The organism is Streptomyces sp. CO7 (genome assembly GCF_053474865.1).
Map to the genome: position 1 here is coordinate 1 of NZ_JBRIOU010000036.1, position 1,078 is coordinate 1,078.

At 71.0% G+C, this 1,078-nt stretch carries 1 protein-coding gene; it reads right to left on the reverse strand.

The window, feature by feature from the left end:
- Nucleotides 1-1,040: TauD/TfdA family dioxygenase (locus ACOV8S_RS30960; RefSeq protein ID WP_448321810.1), on the reverse strand; the 1,040-nt coding region annotated here is incomplete at its 3' end.
- Nucleotides 1,041-1,078 lie beyond the last annotated feature (38 nt).

Sequence of the window (1,078 nt, forward strand, 5' to 3'; positions counted from 1 at the left end):
GTGGTGGACGGGGCGGCGGTGGGGGAGCAGTCGGACAGGGCCACCGGCTCCCCCATGGCGACGAGGATCTTCCGGTCGCCGGTGTACGACTCACGGCCGTGCGCGCAGAGGATGTTGTCGACGAGCATCAGGTCGCCGGCCTGCCAGCTCTCCCGCACGGTCACCGCCTGGTAGACGTCGTTGATCACGTCGACCTCGGCGTCGGTGAGCGGGGAGCCGTCGCCCAGGTAGGTGTTGAACGGCAGACCGTCCTCCCCGAAGGTCTCGGTGAGGACGTCGCGGACGTCCTCGTCGAGGCTGCGGGCGTTCCAGAACGCGAAGTGGTTGAACCAGGTCCGCTCGCCGGTCACCGGGTGGCTGATGATCGCGGAACGGCGCTGACGGGTGCGCAGGGTGTCCTCGTCGAGCCAGTCGTAGCCGATGGCGTTGACGTCGCAGTACGCCTCGGCGCCGGCCGGCTCCTCGGCGGAGAACGCCTTGCGCCAGGGCATGCCCGCCAGGTCGGAGTAGTTGCGCACCAGGAGCCAGCCCGCCTCGGCGAACCGGGCGGCCAGGTCCTCGGGCAACAGGGCGAGCGCCCGGCGCATGTCGCCGACGGTGGTCGCACCGCCGCTCTCCGGAGCGGTCACGCAGCCGAAGAGCAGCACGCCGGGGAAGTCGAGGGTGTAACTGTTCTCGTTGTGCAGGCGGATCGGCTGGATGGCCGGCAGGTCCGTGGAGGAGAACACGCCCTCGCCGAAGTCGGTGCGCGGAGTGGCCTTCTCCTTGTAACCGGCCCGCACGGCGATCAGCGCGTCGCGTGCCGCGGCGAACGACTCCGCGTCCGTCACCGGCAGTCCGCGCAGCATGACCGCACCGGACCGGTGCAGCTCGGCGCGGATGTCGGAGCGCCGGTCGGAGAGCCAGGCGACGGCTTCCTCCATGGTGGTGAAGTCCGGGGTGCGGACGACGACCGGCTTGCCGGGCTCCCGGCTGACGGCCAGGTCGGTGTCGGTGTCGGCGACGTCGGAGGCGGTGGGGCTCTGGGCGAAGGTGGTCATGACGGTTCCTCAGGTCGGTCCGATGCGGAGGGAGGGCG